14 protein-coding genes are annotated in these 17456 nt (G+C 66.3%); 10 read left to right on the top strand and 4 right to left on the bottom strand.

What is annotated here, in order from left to right; translation table 11 throughout:
* The first annotated feature begins 16 nt into the window (after positions 1 to 16).
* The 5 genes from LGT36_RS13625 (at position 17) to LGT36_RS13605 (ending at position 7485) form a co-directional block, all read left to right on the top strand.
* Positions 17 to 1828 carry an ABC transporter ATP-binding protein gene (locus tag LGT36_RS13625; RefSeq protein ID WP_226096144.1) on the top strand — a complete coding sequence of 604 codons (1812 nt, stop codon included), beginning with the start codon at positions 17 to 19 and terminating at the stop codon, positions 1826 to 1828.
* Positions 1825 to 2988, top strand: a complete 1164-nt coding sequence (locus LGT36_RS13620; RefSeq protein WP_226096146.1) for a hypothetical protein — start codon at positions 1825 to 1827, stop codon at positions 2986 to 2988. Before LGT36_RS13625 ends, LGT36_RS13620 begins: the two co-directional genes overlap by 4 nt.
* The gene (locus LGT36_RS13615) at positions 2985 to 4166 is read left to right on the top strand and encodes a glycosyltransferase (RefSeq protein ID WP_226096147.1); all 1182 of its coding nucleotides are present in this window, start codon (positions 2985 to 2987) and stop codon (positions 4164 to 4166) included. Before LGT36_RS13620 ends, LGT36_RS13615 begins: the two co-directional genes overlap by 4 nt.
* A 137-nt stretch (positions 4167 to 4303) precedes the next feature.
* Positions 4304 to 6121, top strand: a complete 1818-nt coding sequence (locus tag LGT36_RS13610; RefSeq protein WP_226096148.1) for a hypothetical protein — start codon at positions 4304 to 4306, stop codon at positions 6119 to 6121.
* Between the two features lie 59 nt (positions 6122 to 6180).
* The gene (locus LGT36_RS13605) at positions 6181 to 7485 is read left to right on the top strand and encodes a nucleotide sugar dehydrogenase (RefSeq protein WP_226096149.1); all 1305 of its coding nucleotides are present in this window, start codon (positions 6181 to 6183) and stop codon (positions 7483 to 7485) included.
* 6 nt (positions 7486 to 7491) lie between these two features.
* Here the strand turns inward: LGT36_RS13605 and LGT36_RS13600 are convergent, their stop codons facing one another.
* From LGT36_RS13600 to LGT36_RS13585, 4 genes are all read right to left on the bottom strand, one after another.
* Entirely contained in the window at positions 7492 to 9027 is a 1536-nt protein-coding gene (locus LGT36_RS13600) for a DUF2142 domain-containing protein (protein ID WP_226096158.1), read from the bottom strand.
* A 106-nt stretch (positions 9028 to 9133) separates the two neighbouring features.
* Entirely contained in the window at positions 9134 to 10660 is a 1527-nt protein-coding gene (locus LGT36_RS13595; RefSeq protein ID WP_226096150.1) for a DUF2142 domain-containing protein, read from the bottom strand.
* Between the two features lie 45 nt (positions 10661 to 10705).
* Positions 10706 to 12013, bottom strand: a complete 1308-nt coding sequence (locus tag LGT36_RS13590; RefSeq protein ID WP_226096151.1) for a lipopolysaccharide biosynthesis protein — start codon at positions 12011 to 12013, stop codon at positions 10706 to 10708.
* Complete coding sequence (locus tag LGT36_RS13585; protein ID WP_226096152.1) at positions 12010 to 13389, bottom strand: glycosyltransferase; 1380 nt, start codon at positions 13387 to 13389, stop codon at positions 12010 to 12012. Before LGT36_RS13585 ends, LGT36_RS13590 begins: the two co-directional genes overlap by 4 nt.
* Positions 13390 to 13544: 155 nt before the next feature.
* Between LGT36_RS13585 and LGT36_RS13580 the strand changes: the two genes are divergently transcribed.
* From LGT36_RS13580 to LGT36_RS13560, 5 genes are read left to right on the top strand one after another with little or no spacing between them, the layout of a single operon-like run.
* Complete coding sequence (locus tag LGT36_RS13580) at positions 13545 to 14135, top strand: acyltransferase (protein ID WP_226096153.1); 591 nt, start codon at positions 13545 to 13547, stop codon at positions 14133 to 14135.
* A 29-nt stretch (positions 14136 to 14164) separates the two neighbouring features.
* Positions 14165 to 15259 carry a DegT/DnrJ/EryC1/StrS aminotransferase family protein gene (locus tag LGT36_RS13575; RefSeq protein WP_226264669.1) on the top strand — a complete coding sequence of 365 codons (1095 nt, stop codon included), beginning with the start codon at positions 14165 to 14167 and terminating at the stop codon, positions 15257 to 15259.
* Positions 15259 to 16245, top strand: coding sequence for a Gfo/Idh/MocA family protein (locus LGT36_RS13570; protein WP_226096323.1), 987 nt, complete (start codon positions 15259 to 15261; stop codon positions 16243 to 16245). The genes LGT36_RS13575 and LGT36_RS13570 overlap by 1 nt, the downstream gene beginning before the upstream one ends.
* A gap of 52 nt (positions 16246 to 16297) precedes the next feature.
* Positions 16298 to 17038, top strand: coding sequence for a glycosyltransferase family 2 protein (locus LGT36_RS13565; protein WP_226096321.1), 741 nt, complete (start codon positions 16298 to 16300; stop codon positions 17036 to 17038).
* Positions 17035 to 17445, top strand: a complete 411-nt coding sequence (locus LGT36_RS13560) for a DUF2304 domain-containing protein (RefSeq protein WP_226096320.1) — start codon at positions 17035 to 17037, stop codon at positions 17443 to 17445. The genes LGT36_RS13565 and LGT36_RS13560 overlap by 4 nt, the downstream gene beginning before the upstream one ends.
* Positions 17446 to 17456: the final 11 nt, after the last annotated feature.

The following is a 17456-nucleotide window of genomic DNA, read 5'->3' as shown; positions in this document are numbered from 1 at the left end:
TGGTAGCCTGACGACGATGAAAAAGCTGTGGAGCGCGCTCCGCGACCTCCTGCCGCTCTTGCCAGGGCGCGCGCGGCGTTTCCTTACCATCTATATTGTCGCGACCGCGGTGCTCGCGCTTTTTGACGTCGCAGCCATGTCGCTGCTCGTACTCATCATCTCGCCCGTCGCATCCGACTCGCCCGTGGTCATACCGATCGTCGGAGAGCTTCCTGAGAGCGCAACGCCCTGGGTGTTGCTCTTGGCGTGCCTGCTCATCATCGTCAAGAGCGCCCTCGCGGTGGCGATGCACTGGGTCGCGACGAGGCAGTTTGCCATCTACGAGTTCGAGATTGGTGCCCGAATGTTCAGGGCATATCTGGCGTCGAGTTGGGAAGAGCGCTCCAAGCGCAGCACCGCGGAGTTCACCAGGATCGCCGACACCGGAATTTCCGTCGCGCTATCCGGCCTGATCCTCACGCTATTGACCATCCCCGGAAATGTGCTCACCATCGTGCTCACGCTGGGCGTCTTCGTCGCCGCCGCACCATTCACAGCGTTGGTGTCGCTGGCCTACCTTGGCGCCGTCGCGGCCATGATCAACCAGGTCGTGGGAAGGCGGACCCTGCGCTCTTCGCGGTCCAACCTGGACTACAGCTACCGGGTAGCCCGGCTGCTGACTGAGATGGTCGAGGCCATGAAGGAACTCACGCTGCGCGGCCGCCTCGATCAAATCCAGTCGGTAGTAGCACACCACCGCCAAGGCGCGGTGAGAGCACGTGCCTCGCTCGCTTTCCTGTCGATCATTCCGCGGTACGCCTACGAGGCCGCACTCATCGGCGGCTTTCTGCTGATCGGCGGCGCAAACTACCTCAGAGGCGGCCTCACGGCCGCCATCGTCGGCGTCGCGATGTTCGGCGTCGCGGGGTTGCGGCTGGTCCCCGCTTTGACAGGGGTGCAGTCAGGCATCCTCACAGCAACGTCCAGCCTGCCTTGGGTGGACGACGTGGTCAACGACCTCCAAGGCGCGGAGGCCAATGCGACGGACGCTCTTGGTGGAACGGACGCCAGCGAGCTGCCGGCGGGACCCGACACACTGACCCTCACGGGAATCGAGTTCCGCTATCCCACGGGAACCGAGTCAGTGTTGCTTGGCCTTGACTTGTCCGTGCCTCTCGGCTCGTCACTGGGAATCGTCGGCCCGAGCGGGTCAGGGAAGTCCACACTTATCGACATCCTGCTCGGTTTGCGGGTGCCCACCCAAGGAACCATCGCGATCGATGGCACGCCGCTCACCGATGTGATTCACGCGTGGCGTTCGCGCATCGGGTATGTGCCGCAGCGTGTCACTCTCTTCGACGGAACTATCGGCCAGAATGTCGCGCTCACCTGGGACGATGACTACGACAGGGACAAGGTTCTGGCCGTGCTTGAGAAGGCACAGTTGGGCTCGCTCGTGGACTCTCGCGAGCACGGCATCGACGAGCGGATCGGCGAGCGCGGCCTTTCACTGTCGGGCGGGCAGCAACAACGGCTCGGCATTGCGCGGGCGCTCTACTCAGACCCGATCATCCTGGTGCTGGACGAGGCGACGAGCGCGCTCGACACCAAGACAGAAGACGACGTAGTAAGGGCCATCAAGGAACTTCAGGGTGAAGTGACCCTCATCGCGGTGGCGCACCGAATCTCGACGATCAAGGACTACGACCAGATTTGTTACCTCGATAGCGGTCGGATACTGGGCAAAGGTTCATTTAGCGAGCTCGCCGGGTCCGTGCCTCAATTCGGGCTCCAAGTCCAGTTGGCGGGCTTGGGCGTTGCAGATCCCGAAAGCGGAGCAATCACATGAGCAAGGCCACCAACCCCGCCCGTCCCCGCATCCTGTGCGTTTCGTTCTCGCCGATCCACGCCGATTCTCGCGTGCTTCGCCAGGTCGAGGTGTTGCGCGAGCACGGTGACGTCACGACCGTCGGGTACGGCCCGGCTCCCGAAGGCGTCGCGCGGCACATCGAGATCCCCGAGGGCGCGTCGTCCCTACCCGAGACCCCGCTGGGCGTCGCCAAGTTGGCCCTGCACCTGCACAACTCCGTGGAGTTGACCGCTCCTGGCGAGAAGGCTGTACGACGAGAAACCGTCGCATCGGGTCCCTACGACCTGGTGGTGGCTAACGACGCTCGCGCACTCCCGCTTGCCTTCGCCGCGGCCGGCGACGCTCCGGTGTTTGCCGACATGCACGAGTGGTCTCCTGAAGAACGCGCGACCGTTCTGGTATGGCGCGTGCTCGTTGGCCCGTACATGCTGCACTTGTGCAAGAAGTACCTGCCTCGCGCCGCGGCTGTCACCAGCGTGAGCGCTGGCCTTGCCGCTCTCTACACGGAGCGCTTTGGAATCGAGACAGAGGTGGTGCGCAACGCTGCCGACCTGCGCGATCTGAAGCCAACTCCCATCGATCCTGACGTGATCCGGCTGGTGCACAGCGGCACCGCCGACGCCGAACGCAACATCGTCGAGCTCATCGAAGCAGTCGGTCGACTTGGCGAGCGCTTCTCCCTCGACCTCTATTTGCTTGAGGTGCCCGGCGGCCACCTCGGCCAGATCAAGAAGATGGCCGCCTCGGCACCGCGGGTCACCGTTCACGATCCCGTGCCACCAGAGACCCTGCCCACGGTGCTGAATCAGTACGACCTCGGGGTCTTCCTCTACCCCCTGAAGACCCTGAGCCACCTCTATCACCTGCCGAACAAGTTCTTCGATTTTGTCCAGGCCCGGCTCGGCTTGGTGTTCTCGCCCGCCCCCGAGATCGACGCGCACATCGGCAAGTACGAGCTTGGCATCATCACGGCGGACACCACAGCCGACGCCCTGGTCGAGGCCCTGAAGGACCTGACGGCGGACGACGTCGCCGGCTTCAAGGCGGCATCTGACCGTTCTGCGGCCGCCCTGTCGAGCGAGCCAGATAGGACCACTCAACGCGCCATCGTCTCCCGTCTGCTGAACGGTGACCAATGAGGGTGGTGATTGCCACCAGGATCTTCGGACCGGAGGTCTCCGCTGCGTCCGGGATCCTTCGCACGTGGGCGGAGTCGTTCCGTGACCGAGGTTTTGATGTCACGGTGTTGACAGCTCAGCCGCCGCGCGGCGCTGTGATCGCCGACCCTCCTGGGATCCACGTTCGGCGGGCTCGCGTGATCCGAGACAAGCAGCAGTACGTGCGCGGCTACCTCAGTTACATGAGCTTCGACATTCCACTCGCCTTCAGACTCCTTTTCGGACGCAAGGCCGACCTCTACATCGTGGAGCCGCCGCCCACGACGGTGGCCGTGGTGAGAGTCATCGGTTTCGTCCGACGCACGCCGTATGTGGTCAGAGCGGCCGATTACTGGACAGAGGCCGCCGAGTTGGCAACCAACTCAAAGCTGATCATCGGAACCCTCAAGCGCCTCGAGGCCTGGGGACTCCAAGGCGCGAAGATGCTCTTCGCGGCTCACCAACCGCTGCTTGACCGTCTTCGCGCCGCGGGAATCACGTCGCCGGCCCTGCCCATCGGCTTCGGAGCGGACACGAAGGACTTCCGCTACGAGGACCAGGGGCCCCCGGATCCGCCGGTCTTCGTATACGCAGGTACGTACTCCGAGTGGCATGCCGCCGAGATCTTTGTCGACGCGCTGCAGGAAGTGACCAAGCGTCATCCCGGCACTCGGCTGTTGTACTACGGCAACGGCGAGGACCGTGAGGCGCTGCGAGCCCGCGCACGCAGACTTGGCCTCGACGAGAACGTGGAGTTCAACGGCCCCATCCCTCCGTCGGCCCTCTCGCTCATCCTCGCCGGTGCCACTGCGTCGGTGGCGAGTCTCGCACCGGTCGCCGCCAATGAGTACGCGGTGGCAACGAAGGTCTACTCGTCGCTCGCTTCGGGTTGCCCCGTGATCTTCGCGGGGGTAGGGCCCACCGCCGAACTGCTTGAGGACGTCCCCATTGCGCGAGCGGGTGTCGCGATGGGATACGACGTCGAATCTGTCGCCGAAGCCATGCTGGCGGCAGCGGCCGACCCTCTCGTGCCAACGGATCGGGCCCAGCTCGCCGCATGGTCCGCTACGCGGTACTCGCTCGAAACTATTGCCCAAGCCGTCGTCGCGGAGTCCCTTACGATCATCGGCGAGGCACAAGAGAAGCCCTCCGCTCGTTGAGGCGGAGGCGCTCTGTGCATACACCGGGCGGGGCGCTTGATGGCTGGGCAGAAGAGCCATGGCATCATGGGTCTATCTGTGGGCATGCGTGGCGCGAGCTCGCACGCACTGACCCCCTTTGAACTGGAGAACTCTACGTGTGCGGAATCTTTGGCTTTGTCGGCCCGGATGAACTCGACTCCTCGTCGGCCAAGACCCTTGTAGATCACGCCCAGCAGCGGGGCCGCGACTCGAGCGGAATGGTGATCCACACCAAGGGCGCCTACAGCTCCTACCGCGCGGATATCCCCATCGATCGACTCCTCAAGCGCATCCCGCCGCTTGGCAACCTCTTCTTCGGGCACAGCCGGCTGGTCACCAACGGCACCGCCGACAACCAGCCGGTCGCTCGCGAAGAGATCGTGGTGCTTCACAACGGCATCATCGTGAACTACGACGCCGTGTGGGAACTGCTGGGCAAGTCGCCAGAGCTCGAGATCGACACCGAAGTCATCCCGGCCATCATCGCTTCGCACCTGGCCGACGGTGGCACCGTCGAGACCGCTGCCGAGCGCGTCGTCAGCGTGACCGAGGGCATCGTCGCGTGCGCCGCCCTGATCCCGCGACTGGGCAAACTCGTCCTCTTCTCGAACAACGGCAGCCTCTACCTTGGCGACAAGTCCGGCGGCGTCATCTTCTCTTCCGAGCGCTACCCGCTTGAGCAGATCGGCGCGGAGAACATCCGCCAGGTGCGCGAGTCCGAAGTGCTTGACGTACCGGCCCAGGAAGAGCCGATCACGCTCAAGGAATGGGCAAACCGCTCCATCAACCTCGTGCCTGGCCTGGGTATCTCAGCACAAGAGGAGAGCCTGCTCCAGCACCCCAAGCCGGAACTGCGCCGTTGCACCAAGTGCATCCTCCCGGAGACGATGCCCTACATCGCTTTCGATGCCGAGGGCGTGTGCAACTACTGCCACAACTACAAGCCGCGGAACCACCCGCGGCCCAAGGAAGAGCTGTTCGAGTTGATCGAGCCCTTCCGACGCAAGAACGGCGACGAGGTGATCGTGCCCTTCTCTGGCGGGCGCGACAGTTGCTACGGCCTCCACCTCATCGTCAACGAGCTCGGCCTGCGCCCCATCACGTATACCTACGACTGGGGAATGGTCACCGACCTGGGGCGTAGGAACATCAGCAGGATGTCCTCCAAGCTTGGAGTCGAGAACATCATCGTTGCGGCCGACATCACTAAGAAGCGCGACTACATCAGGCGAAACCTCAACTCCTGGCTGAAGTCCCCGCACTTGGGAATGCTGAGCGTGCTGACGGCGGGCGACAAGCACTTCTTCAGGCACATCGAGACCATCAAGAGGCAAACGGGCATCACCCTCAACCTGTGGGGCATCAACCCACTCGAGGTGACGCACTTCAAGGCTGGATTCCTAGGAGTGCCGCCCAACTTCGCGGAGGAGCGCGTCTACAGCCACGGCGCGATGAAGCAACTCCGCTACCAGTCCTTGCGATTCCGCGCCATGACGCAAAGCCCTGGCTACTTCAACCGCTCCATCTGGGACACGCTCTCCGGCGAGTACTACAGAAGCTTCACGACCAAGTCGGACTACTTCCACGTGTTCGACTACTGGCGCTGGGACGAGCGCCAGATCGAGGAGACGCTCGACACCGAGTACGACTGGGAGCGCGCGCCCGACACGAACACCACGTGGCGCATCGGCGACGGCACCGCCGCGTTCTACAACTACGCGTACTACACGATCGCCGGCTTCTCGGAGCACGACACCTTCCGCAGCAACCAGGTACGCGAAGGGGACCTCACGCGCGAAGAGGCGCTGCGCCTCGTGGAGGACGAGAACACGCCTCGCTACCCGAACCTCAAGTGGTACCTGGACGTGGTTGGCGTGGACTTCGCCCACGCGATCAAATCCATCAACGAGACGCCCCGCTTGTACGAGAACTGAGACCTCAGGCGGGACCTCCGCAAAGCCTTGCGCGCACCTCGCCCCTGTAGGATCGACCTATGAAGATTGCCGTCATTGCCCTTGGAAAGATCGGTCTCCCGCTTGCCGTTCAGTTCGCGAGCAAGGGCCATGACGTGGTGGGCGTTGACGTGAACCAGGCCGTTGTCGATCTGGTGAACGCCGCGAAGGAGCCTTTCCCCGGGGAGGCGCACCTTCAGGAGCACCTGAGCGAACTCGTCCCGGCCGGACGCCTGCGTGCCACGACTGACTACGCCGATGCCGTGCCAGGCGCCGACGCCGTGGTGCTGGTGGTGCCGCTCTTTGTGGACGAAGAGGCGCGACCGGACTTCGGATGGATGGACGCCGCGACCAGGTCGCTCGGCGAACACCTGACACGCGGCACCCTGGTCTCCTACGAGACCACTCTTCCGGTGGGCACCACCCGCGAGCGGTGGAAGCCTTTGCTGGAGCAAGTCTCTGGCCTGACTGAGGGCAAGGACTTCCACTTGGTGTTCTCGCCAGAGCGCGTGCTCACCGGACGCGTGTTCGCCGACCTCCGCAAGTACCCCAAGCTCGTGGGCGCACTGTCTGCAGAGGGCGCCGCGGCCGCAACGTCCTTCTACCGGGAGGTCCTTGACTTCGACGATCGTCCCGACCTTATGCGCCCCAACGGCGTGTGGGACCTGGGCTCGGCAGAGGCCGCCGAACTCGCCAAGCTCGCCGAGACCACCTACCGCGACGTCAACATTGGCCTCGCCAACCAGTTCGCACGCTTCGCGGCAACGCACGGCATCGACGTGTACCAGGTGATCGACGCATCGAACTCGCAGCCCTACAGTCACATCCACCAGCCAGGAATCGCCGTGGGGGGACACTGCATCCCCGTCTACCCCCGCCTGTACCTGTGGAACGACCCTGAGGCGACCGTGGTGGCCGCGGCACGCGCCGCGAACGCCGGGATGCCCGACTACACCATCGGTCTGCTCGAAGGCGCTTACGGCAACCTTGCCAGCGCCCGTGTGGCGGTGCTCGGGGCTTCCTATCGCGGTGGGGTGAAGGAGACGGCCTTCTCGGGAGTCTTCGCGACGGTCGAGGCGCTCAAGGCCCGTGGCGCGGTGCCGGTGGTGCACGATCCGATGTACACGGACGAAGAGCTGGAACGGTTGGGGTTTGCGCCGTTCCACCTGGGCGAGAGCGCCGACGCCGTGGTGGTCCAGGCGGACCATGCGGAGTATCGCGAGCTGGGCCCCGCCGACCTTCCCGGCATCAAGGCGTTCATCGACGGCCGGCGCGTGTCCACTGCTGACCGCTGGCCAGGCGTGCAGTACCGCGTGATCGGAAAGGCGCTCGCCCCGAATTCCTGAGGCCGCCTACGGGGCCTCGAGGGGCTCTGCCACCACCTTGCGTCTCAGTTCTGGCCACAGCACGGCCAAGAGAGCGGCAAACGAGAGCGAGCCGATCAGCCACACGCCCGTGGGGCCGATGAACGCGCCGTGCCACCACCACTCGGCTCCAGCTCCCAGATTGAAGCCCTGAGTGTCGGCACCTGTGACGTAGCGGCGGATGTTGACCTGCAACGCGACCAGGTTCGCGAGCGCGAGCGCGCCAAGTAGCACGGCGGTCTGGACACGCGTGAAGCGCACCGTCCGCCGGCCAGGAGCCGCCGTGACCAATACGAATGCGAAGAGCACGATCAGCGGTAGCAGGTAGCGCGGCTGGAACTGGTCGCCCACCACGTCGCCCCCGGCGGTGAGCAGGTACACGGGGAACGCCGTCAGCACCGTCAGCACCCCCACCGTCGCAATCACCTTGCGCCACGTGAGGAGGGCAAGCCCTGCAAAGGCGACCGCGATGAAGGCGGCGGAGGCGGCCCACGGCACGATCGACGGCAGCACCGTGTCGAACCACCCCAGGGCCCACGTGCCCCACACGCCGGTCCACAAATACGGCACCATGAGCAGGTTGTAGGCCGTGAGCGCAAATCCACCTGTCGGTTCGGCGACGGACTCGCTACCCGAACCGGGAGTCGAGACCGATCCTCCCCCTGAGATGCCATCAACCCCCACGTCTGCCTGGTTGGTAGTCAGGAAGAGCAGGAGGATGACTACCAGCCCGGCAAACGGCAGGGCGGACCGTATGAGCCAGTCGCGATTTCGCGATGACGTCAGGAGCGCTGCCACCAGCGTCGCCCCGGCGGCGTAGATGGCGCCGTCGCTGCGGGAACCAGCAGCCATGACGATGCCCACCACGTACATCGCTCCGAGCGCCCACCGTCGTTTGCCATGGCTCTCGTACCAACCGAGCAGGGCTATGAACGCGGTGCCAACACCGGTGATGGACCAGCTACTGGGGTTGTTGGACGGGATCAAGAACAGGCCCAACGGGACCATGGTGACCAGCCAACCCCACAGCAGCGTCTGACGGCGCGAGGATGACATGAGGGCGGCAAGCGCCGTCGCGAGCCCCACAAAGAGCGTGACGTTCACCAGGCGCATCACGAGCGCGCTGCGCACCAGATCATCCCCTGCAAACAGCCGCATGGTGCCGTAGAACACATCCGGGTACTTGTTCTGAAAGTTGCCACGCGGGGAGTCCACCGTCGGGCCGTCGAGCGACAGGCCCTCGCGAGCCTGGCACGCGGCGCTCTTGTCAGAGTCCATCGCGTAGCACCGTGACGCATCGAATGCCGTGGACACCTGGCGAAGGTTGTAGTCCTCCACCTCCGTGCATGCTTCGCTCCCGCCGAGGGCGCACCACGTGCTCACCAGGTGGTAGTCGTCGTCGGGGCTGGCCCCCACTGGCGAGGCGAAGGCCCATGCCCCCAATGTCATGAGGGCCAGGAGCGGCGCTGCGTGAATCCACCGCAGCCGTGCCGTCAGTCGCCGCCACCGTGACTCGCCCTGCATCGCCGCCACACGGACTCCTTGAGTGTTCGAAAGGGACAAATCCACCCAGGGGTACTTTATGCGGTCACCCCGGGTCGATGTGGCAACGCTCGACCCTCCCGGTTTGTCACCGGGCGATGGCCTTGAGTCTTAACTGCGGCCACAGCACGGCCAGGAGACCGATGAACGACAAGGAACCGATGATCCAGACGGCCATCGGGCCGACCGCCACGCCATCCCACCACCACTCGGCACCCTCGCCAAGATCGGCACCCTGCTCGTCGGCCCCCGTGACGTAACGGCGGATGTTGACCTGGAGAGCCACCAGGTTGGCGATCGCGAGCGCGCTCAGGATCGCGGCGGTCTGCGCACGTGTGAAGCGCACCGTCCGTGAACCGGGTGGCGCCGTGACGAGCAGGAGCGCAAAGAGCACGATGAGCGGCAGGAGGTAACGAGGCTGGACTTGGCTTCCCACGGAGTCGCCACCGGCGGTGAGCACATACACCGGCAGCGCCACGAGCACGGCGAAGGTTCCCGCGAGAGCCACCGCCTTGCGCCAGGACAGCAGGCCGAGCCCCGCAAAGCCGACGACCACGAACGCCGCCACCGCAGCCCACGGCACGATCGCTGGCAGGGTGGTGTCAAACCAACCGAGCGCCCACGTGCCCCACACGCCCGTCCACAGATACGGCAGCATCAACAGGTTGTAGGCCGCAAGCGCAAGGCCACCCGTCGCCTCGACGGCCTGGTCGCCAGCACCAGTGCCAGTGACCGGCCCCCCGCCGCTGAAGCCATGGACGCCCACGTCTGCCTGCGTCGAGGTCAGGAACAGCAGTCCAATCACCAGCAGCCCGCCCAGCGGCAGCAGCGCCCTCATCAGCCAGTCGCGCTGGCGCGCGGAGGTGAGAATCGCGGCGACCACGGTGGCGCCAACGGCATACACGGCGGCGTCCCCTCGCGCACCCGCGGCCATGACGACGCCGAGCACGTACAGGGCGCCGAGCACCCACCTTCGCTTGCCGTCGCTCTCGAACCACCCGAGAAGCGCAAGGAACGCCGTACCGACTCCAGTGATCGCCCAGCCACTGGGATTGTTGGAGGGAATCAGGAAGATGCCGAGCGGCACCATCGAGATGAGCCAGCCCCACAGGAGTGTCTGGCGGCGCGAGGGGGTGAGTAGGACCGACAGCGCGGTCGCCAGGCCGACAAACACGGTGAGGTTGACAAACCGCATGACGAGTGCGCTGCGCTCGAGATCATCGCCCGCGAAGGCACGCATCGCCGCGTAGTAGACGCCTGGGTACTCCTTCTGGAAGTTGCCCCTGTCACTGTCCACCGTGGGGCCATCAAGAGCGAGTCCCTGCTCGTCCTGGCAGGCGGCGCTCACGGTCGGCTCCTGGGCGTAGCACCTGACGGCGATGAAGGCGTGCGACATCTCGCGAGAGTTCGCCTTGGAGCCAGGGGCGCACGCCTCGCTCCCCCCAACGGCGCACCACGTGCTCGCCAGGTGGTAATCGTCGTCGGGGCCAGCACCGATGGGCGAAGCGAAGGCCCAGGCGCCTAGCGTCAGCACCGCCAGGAGCGGAGCCGCGTGAATCCACTGCAACCTGCCGACCAGCAGGCGCAGACGGGACTCACCTCGCGTCGTGGCCACGGTGCCTCCTTGCGCACTCAACTTCAGATCTCACCCGGTGACACCCTATGCGGTCGAGGTGGCCTGGTGAAGCAAGGGTTGACCGGCGCGCACGCGACGGCGCCACAAGACCGCCAGCACCGTTGCCTGAGCGATACCGGATGCGATCTCGGTGCCGCCGAGCGCCCATGCCGCACCGGGCGCTCCCCAACGGGCGGCCGCCACCAGCAGGGCGGTAGCGCCGACGACCGAGGCAGAGACCACGCACACCATGAAGGTGCGGCGCGCGCCCAGCATGATGAGCCCAATGCGCCCAAACACAGTGCCGAGGGATATCCCCAGGATTGCCACCCCCAGGCCGATGGCCGTGGCCCGAGTGATCGCCACATCGGCACCGAAGAGGAACCGCGTGAGCCACGGTCCGATCAGGCTAAACCCGACCATGCCAGACGCCCCAAGTGCGACGTGCAGACCCACAGCGGCACGCATCCGCCGAGCCACACCTTCTGCCCCCCGCTCGGCCACCCAGCCCTGCAGAGCATTTCCCAGCGACGAGACGCCGTACTGCCCGATGCGATAGGCCTTGTCGCCGGAGACGTACCTCGCTGCCTCCGACGTGGTCGTTGCCGCCGTCACCAGCGTCACCGCGAGCGCGTTGTACGCACCTGCGGCGCTTTCGGCAATCGTCGCGGGGAGGTGACCTCGCAGCACCGCGGCCACCTCGTACCGATTGGGCTTCCACAGTTCGGCGGCAGCGACGCGCGCGTAGACCACGGCGGGCCCGGCGGCCATGGCCAGCGCCATCAACGCCGGGTACCACAGCAAGTCGCCGCCAAGCAGGAGCACGCCTGCCGCCACCACCATCGCGGCGGCGCGAGGGATCACCTCAGACCACAGGATCGGCAGGGCTCGCCCGACGCCCACCCAATACCAGGTGGGCGCGAGACCGGCGAAGCTAATGGCGATGGCGGTCGCGAAGGCGTCGGCGCGGAAGGCGCCTGGTGCGAGCCAACCGGCGACCATGCCAGCGGCCACGGCAGCGACAGCCCAGACTGGCAGCCGCACATGCAGGCTGTTCGCGATGTAGCGCCGCCGCCATTCATCGGAGGCCACGGCGAGAACGGGCGGCGCGAGCGTCGGATAGCCCATGCCCACAATCAGAGCGGCGAAGCCGCCCACCGACTGGCCGACGGCGATGGCCACCCATGCCTCCTCGCCTGCGAGGCGCGACAACACAGGAAGGAAGAAGAACGGCGCGACGAGTGAAAGAAAGGGCGCGCCAGCGAAGGCGAGGATGCGCTTCGCGAGCGCGCGGCGACCGGATGCCAGGACGCGCTCGGGGGGTACCGCAGGCGGGAGGACGGGGTCGCTCACGCGCTGTTCCGTCTGGTGCGGACCCTGCGCAGCACCTCGCCGATGCCCCCGTGCCGCAAGTAGTGCAGCACCATCCGCAGGTCTCGGGCACGGCCTGGCCTGCCCTCCGGCTCGTGCAGACGCACTGCGGCGGCGGCAAGGGCCTCGCGCCCGACGGCCGCCTCAACGTCGGCGGCGAGGCGCGGCTCCCGCGCGATGCGCCGCAAGGGTTCGAGCGTGGTCTCCCACAGGTAGCGCTCCCGCACCTCGGCAACCCGCGCCCGCGCGGCGTCGGCAAAGTCCGCGTCATACAGAACGGTCTCGAGCGCGTCCACCAAGGCGTCAAGGTCTCCAGCCGGCACCGCAACGCCAAGGCGCTCGTCGCGCACCAAGTCGGCGAACGTGTCTCCCTCGGTGACCACCATGGGAAGGCCCGCCCACAGGTAATCGAGGATGCGGGTGCGGAAGGAGAACTCGGTCTCCACGTGGGCGTGGTGGGTCGAGACGCCGGCGTTCGCCTCGCGCAGGAAGCTGCCGCGTTCGTCGTACGGCACCCAGTCCTCGTTGAAGATCACGGAGTTGCCAAGTGTGCCGAGCTCCTCGGCAAGGTCGATCGCTTCCTTGACCACACCCATCGGCTGCTGGCCGGGGTGCCGCGTCCCAAGGAACACGAGCGCCGTCTGGGGGCGCCGCTGCGCGAGCGCGTGCACCGCGCGAATCAACAGCAACGGGTCGAACCAGCTATAGACGCCACCACCCCAGATGACGATGCGCGTCTCATCGCCAATGCCAGGTACGACGCCTCGGACGGCCGGCCGCGTCACCACGGGGGGCTCCGCCTCCAGTCCGAAAGGCGCGATCGCGATGAGGCGTTCGAGCGCCGGGTCGTTCTCATACGTGGTGGGTGAGATACGGCCGAGCGCGGCGAGTTGACCAAGGTAGAAGGACCTCTGTCGCGCTGAGGCGCACAGCACCATGTCAGCACGCACCAACTGGTGGTTGAGCAGCGCGACTCGCGAGCGCACCATCAGATCCCACGTGGCGCGCGGCTCCTCGCGGCCCTGCTCAAGCATCTCCAGGTGCATGGGGTCGTAGGCGTCAACTACCACCACGCGATCCGTCGACGCGAGGGAGCGGAACTGCTCCATGGCGTGGCCCTGGAAGACAATGAGATCGACGGTCCGTTCGAGGGCGACGAAGCCAGTGTTGTCCCCTGGTCGCAAGGCGACGGAGCGGAAAGCGTCCTCGGAGGCGTCGGCGTCGAGCGATGCCGTCGTCGCAAGCGTCACCTCGTGACCGTCATGGGCCAACACTCTGGCCATCGCGCGGGCCCGGATTGCGGGGCCAGCGAGGCGCTCGCCGAGCGAGGAGCCAGTGATGATCAGCACGCGCGTCACGAGGCGCGCCCTTGGTGGGAGACGGCGCCTAGCGACGGGGAGACCTGCGTGAGCACGCCTCCATCGTAGGGCGTGCCTCGACCCCCTTTTCCGTTGCGTGTCCGGGCGCGACTTTGGTCGCTCGTGGTGCCAAACCCCTGAGGTATCGTGGCCGCATGAGCATCCGGGTCGCGCAGACGGCTGACGTCGCGCCTGACGCCATCATCGGAGAAGACTCCTCGATCTGGCACCTCGCACAAGTACGAGAGGGCGCCGTGCTAGGCCGCGACTGCGTGGTCGGTCGTGGCGCCTACATCGGCAGCGGCGTGACCATGGGCGACGGTTGCAAGGTGCAGAACTACGCCTTGGTGTACGAGCCAACTGTGCTCGAGGACGGCGTCTTTGTGGGTCCGAGTGTGGTGTTCACCAACGATCACTTCCCGCGCGCCATCAACATCGACGGCTCGGTCAAGTCCGCGCACGACTGGGAGCCGGTGGGCGTCACTGTCCGACACGGCGCTTCGGTTGGCGCCAGGGCGGTGTGCGTCGCGCCCGTGACCATCGGACGGTGGGCCACCGTCGCCGCCGGTGCGGTGGTGACAAAGGACGTCCCTGACTACGCGCTCGTGGTGGGCGTTCCCGCCCGACGCATCGGCTGGGTGGGAGAGGCGGGCTCGCCGCTTGTCAAGGAGGGCGACACCACCTACCGCTGCCCCGTGACCAACTCCCTGTACGAAGAGACTGACGGCGCGCTCGCGCCACGCTGACGCACGCGACTCCCACATCGAAGGAAGAGATGATGAACCAACCCACCATTCCCGCCGCGAGCCCGATCATCGGGGACGAGGAGCGCGCTGCCGTCGACCGCGTCATGCGCTCCGGCATGATCGCTCAGGGTCCAGAGGTCGCCGCTTTCGAACGTGAGTTCGCTGACGAACTGGTGGGCGGGCGCACATGCGTGGCCGTCAACTCCGGCACGTCGGGGCTGCACCTTGGCCTCCTCGCCGCAGGCATCGGCGCAGGCGACGAGGTCCTCGTGCCGTCTTTCACCTTCGCGGCCACCGGGAACTCGGTCGCCCTGACCGGCGCCACTCCCGTGTTCGTGGACATCGACCCCGACACGTTCTGCATGGACCCAGACGCCGCCGCAGCGGCCATCACCGAGCGCACCGCCGCGATCATGCCGGTGCACCTCTACGGCCACCCCGCTGACATGACCCGCTTGGCCGAGGTCGCTGCGCAGCACAAGGTCCAACTCGTCGAGGATGCCGCGCAAGCGCACGGCGCCCAGTGGCAGGGAGCCCCCGTCGGGTCCTTTGGCACCTTCGCGATGTTCAGCCTCTACCCCACCAAGAACATGACGTCCGGCGAGGGCGGAATGGTCTCCTGTGCCACCGACGAGGTCGCACGGTTGGTCAAGTTGTTGCGTAACCAGGGCATGGAGCGCCGCTACGAGAACGAGGTGGTGGGCTTCAACGCCCGCATGACGGACATTCACGCCGCGATCGGCCGCGTGCAACTCACCAAGTTGCCCGCCTGGACCGCCCGCCGCCAAGAGATCGCCGGTCGTTTCGACGCGAACCTTCAGGGCGTCGTCGTCCCGCCTGTTGCCGAGGGCGCCGTCCACGTGTACCACCAGTACACGATTCGCGTCCCCCAGGACAGGGACGGTTTCGCCAAGGCCCTGCTCGACGAGCACGGAGTCGGCTCCGGGGTCTACTACCCGATCCCCAACCACGAACTGCCGTCTCTGCGCACGGAGGCCGACCTTCCCGTCACGGCGAAGGCCGCTCAGGAAGTCTTGTCGCTTCCCGTACACCCGGGCCTCAGTGACGCGGATGTTGATCGCGTCATCGAAGCCGTCAACGCCGTCGCGGGAGCGGGTGCCTGATGGCGAACTTGCGTGCAGGACTCATCGGTCTCGGGAGCATGGGTCGTCACCACGCTCGCGTGCTCCGAGCCCTTGAAGGCGTTGATCTTGTGGGCGTCGCCGACGGCATGGGGGACGCTCATGGCGTCGCGGGCGGACTTGAGGTGGCGCCTGACATCGAGACGCTGCTGAAGGCGGGACTCGACTACGTCGTTGTCGCCGTGCCCACGATCTACCACGAGCCCGTCGCCCTTGCGGTGGCAGAAGCAGGCGTTCACGCCTTGGTGGAGAAGCCTCTCGGCCACGACACCGCCTCCGCCGAACGTATCGCCACCGCGTTCGAGAGCCGCGGTCTCGTGGGAGCGGTCGGACACATCGAGCGCTACAACCCTGCGGTCCAAAGCCTGCGCGCGCGCCTCGAGAACGGCGAGCTCGGCGATGTCTACCAAATTGCCACGCGTCGCCAGGGACCGTTCCCCGCCCGCATCGCCGACGTCGGCGTGGTGCGCGACCTAGGCCCGCACGACATCGACCTCGCCGCTTGGGTGGCGCAATCGACCTACGCGTCGGTCAGCGCGCAGGTGGCACACCGCAGCGGACGGGAACACGAGGACCTGGTGTCGATCACCGGGCGGCTCGCGAACGGCACCGTCACGAGCCACCTCATCAACTGGCTCTCACCCATGAAGGAGCGCGCCACCATCGTCACCGGTGAACGAGGCGCATTCGTGGCCGATACGCTCACGGCAGACCTGACCTTCTTCGAGAACGGCACCATCGCGACCACCTGGGATCAGATCGCAGGGTTCCGCGGAGTGTCGGAGGGCAACGTCACACGCTTCGCGATTGCGAAGGCCGAACCGCTCGCCACTGAGCACGCCGCGTTCCGCGACGGCATCCTGGGCAAGTCCGCCACGTATGTCACCATGCGAGAAGGTTTGGAGACCGTCGCGGTGGTGGACGCAGTGCTCGAATCCGCCCGCACGGGCACCACGATCAACCGTTAACGAGGGCGTCCCAGCATCGGGGCCACGACGGCCCCGATGCTATGCTCCGACCATGGGAACTGCGCTCGGGCAGACGCTCATCGTGATGCCGGCGTACAACGAATCCCAGTCCGTTGGGCGCGTGGTCAGCGAGACGCGTGCCACCCTCCCCGGCATCACCGTGCTGGTGGTTGACGACGGCTCCACCGACGGCACAAGCGACGTCGCGAGGGCCGCTGGAGCGCTCGTCGCCACGCTGCCCTTCAACCTTGGCGTAGGCGGCGCGATGCGTGTGGGCTTTCGCTATGCGGCCGAGCATGGCTTTCACGCGGTGGTCCAAATCGACGCCGACGGTCAACACGACCCCGCCACCGTGGCGGCCCTGCTGGAACGACTCGATGACTACGACATCGTCATCGGTGCCCGCTTTGCAGGCGAGGGCGCGTACGTGATGCGCGGCCCGCGCCGCTGGGCCAGCTGGGTGCTCGCACGGGTCATCAGCAGGACGGCCCGTTCGAAGCTGACCGACACCACGTCGGGCTTCCGCGCCTCCGGTCCGCGCGCGATCGAGTTGTTCTCTCGCGAGTACCCGGCGGAGTACTTGGGCGACACTATTGAGTCACTCGTGCTCGCCTGCCGCGCGGGCCTGACCGCCACCCAAGTTCCCACCGCGATGCGCCACCGCAGCGAAGGCGCGCCCTCGCAAAGCCCTGTGCGGGCCGCGATCTACCTGGCGAGGGCGACCCTGGCCCTCATGTTCGCGTACGCCCGGCCCAAGGCGAAGGCGCCGAGCACGAGCGAGGTGCCCGCATGAGTGTGAGGGCCTACATCTTCAGTATCGCGGCGGCGCTGTTTGTGCTTCTCGTGGTGGTGAGCCTGCTCCGCCAGCGCAAGTTGCGCGAGCGCCACGCCATCTGGTGGCTCGCCGCCGGCGCGCTGGCTCTCCTCGCAGGCGCGTTCCCCGAGTCTCTGACGTGGGCGGCGAGAGCGACAGGCATCGAACTGCCCGTCAACCTGGTGTTCTTTGTCTCGATCACCATTCTGTTTTTGGTGAGTCTGCAACACAGCGCCGAACTCACCCGCCTCGAGTCCAAGACGCGCGACCTCGCAGAGACCGTGGCGTTGCTCGAGTTGCGGGTGGGGGAGCTTGGCGGCGAGACGGCCGATTGCGCGGATCGCGGCGAGCCCAGGCACGACGGCGGTTCGGGAGCCGAGCGCTGACGCCCGTGAAT

Source organism: Demequina sp. TMPB413 (assembly GCF_020447105.2).
In the GTDB taxonomy this organism is placed as follows: domain Bacteria; phylum Actinomycetota; class Actinomycetes; order Actinomycetales; family Demequinaceae; genus Demequina.
Note: the sequence above shows the minus strand (reverse complement) of the source record. Positions and strands in the feature narration are given on the sequence as shown.